Source organism: Micromonospora sp. LOL_023, assembly GCF_048060115.1.
Classification (GTDB): Bacteria; Actinomycetota; Actinomycetes; order Mycobacteriales; family Micromonosporaceae; genus Micromonospora_E.
The window spans coordinates 1-463 of record NZ_JBHMIM010000199.1; the positions used below are offsets into that span (position 1 = coordinate 1).

At 67.2% G+C, this 463-nt stretch carries 1 protein-coding gene; it reads right to left on the reverse strand.

The genetic code is table 11. The features are described from left to right. Positions 1–443 (reverse strand): nucleotide disphospho-sugar-binding domain-containing protein (locus ACFHVL_RS31455; RefSeq protein WP_416617259.1); only part of this gene is annotated, 443 nt, incomplete at its 3' end. Positions 444–463: the final 20 nt, after the last annotated feature.

Below are 463 nucleotides of genomic sequence, written 5' to 3' on the forward strand. Positions count from 1 at the left end.
GCGAGTTGTTCGAGTTGGGTGGTGACGTCGTTGGGGGTGGGGGTGGTGAGTATGTCGTGTTGGACGTTGGTGGCGTGGTGTTGGTAGGTGGGGTCGGTGAGGAGTTGGTGTAGGGCGGTCTTGACGGTGTCGGGGGTGAGGGTGTGGGGGTCGAGGTGGATGCCGGCGTGTCGGTTGTGCAGGTGGGTGCCGAGGTCCTTCTCGTCCCACCAGGGTGCGGGGACGGTGAGGCTGGGGATGCCGTGGACGAGGACGTTGCCGAGGGTGCCGAAGCCGCCGTGGTGGATGATGGCGGTGCAGGTGGGGGCGAGTTCGTTGAGGGGGACGAAGTCGACGGCCCGGACGTTGTCGGGCAGGGTGGTGACGGCGGCGAGTTGGTCGGCGTTGAGGGTGGCGACGAGTTCGATGTCGAGTTCGGCCAGTGCGGTGAGCAGGTCGGCCACGGAGACCAGGTCACCGCCGA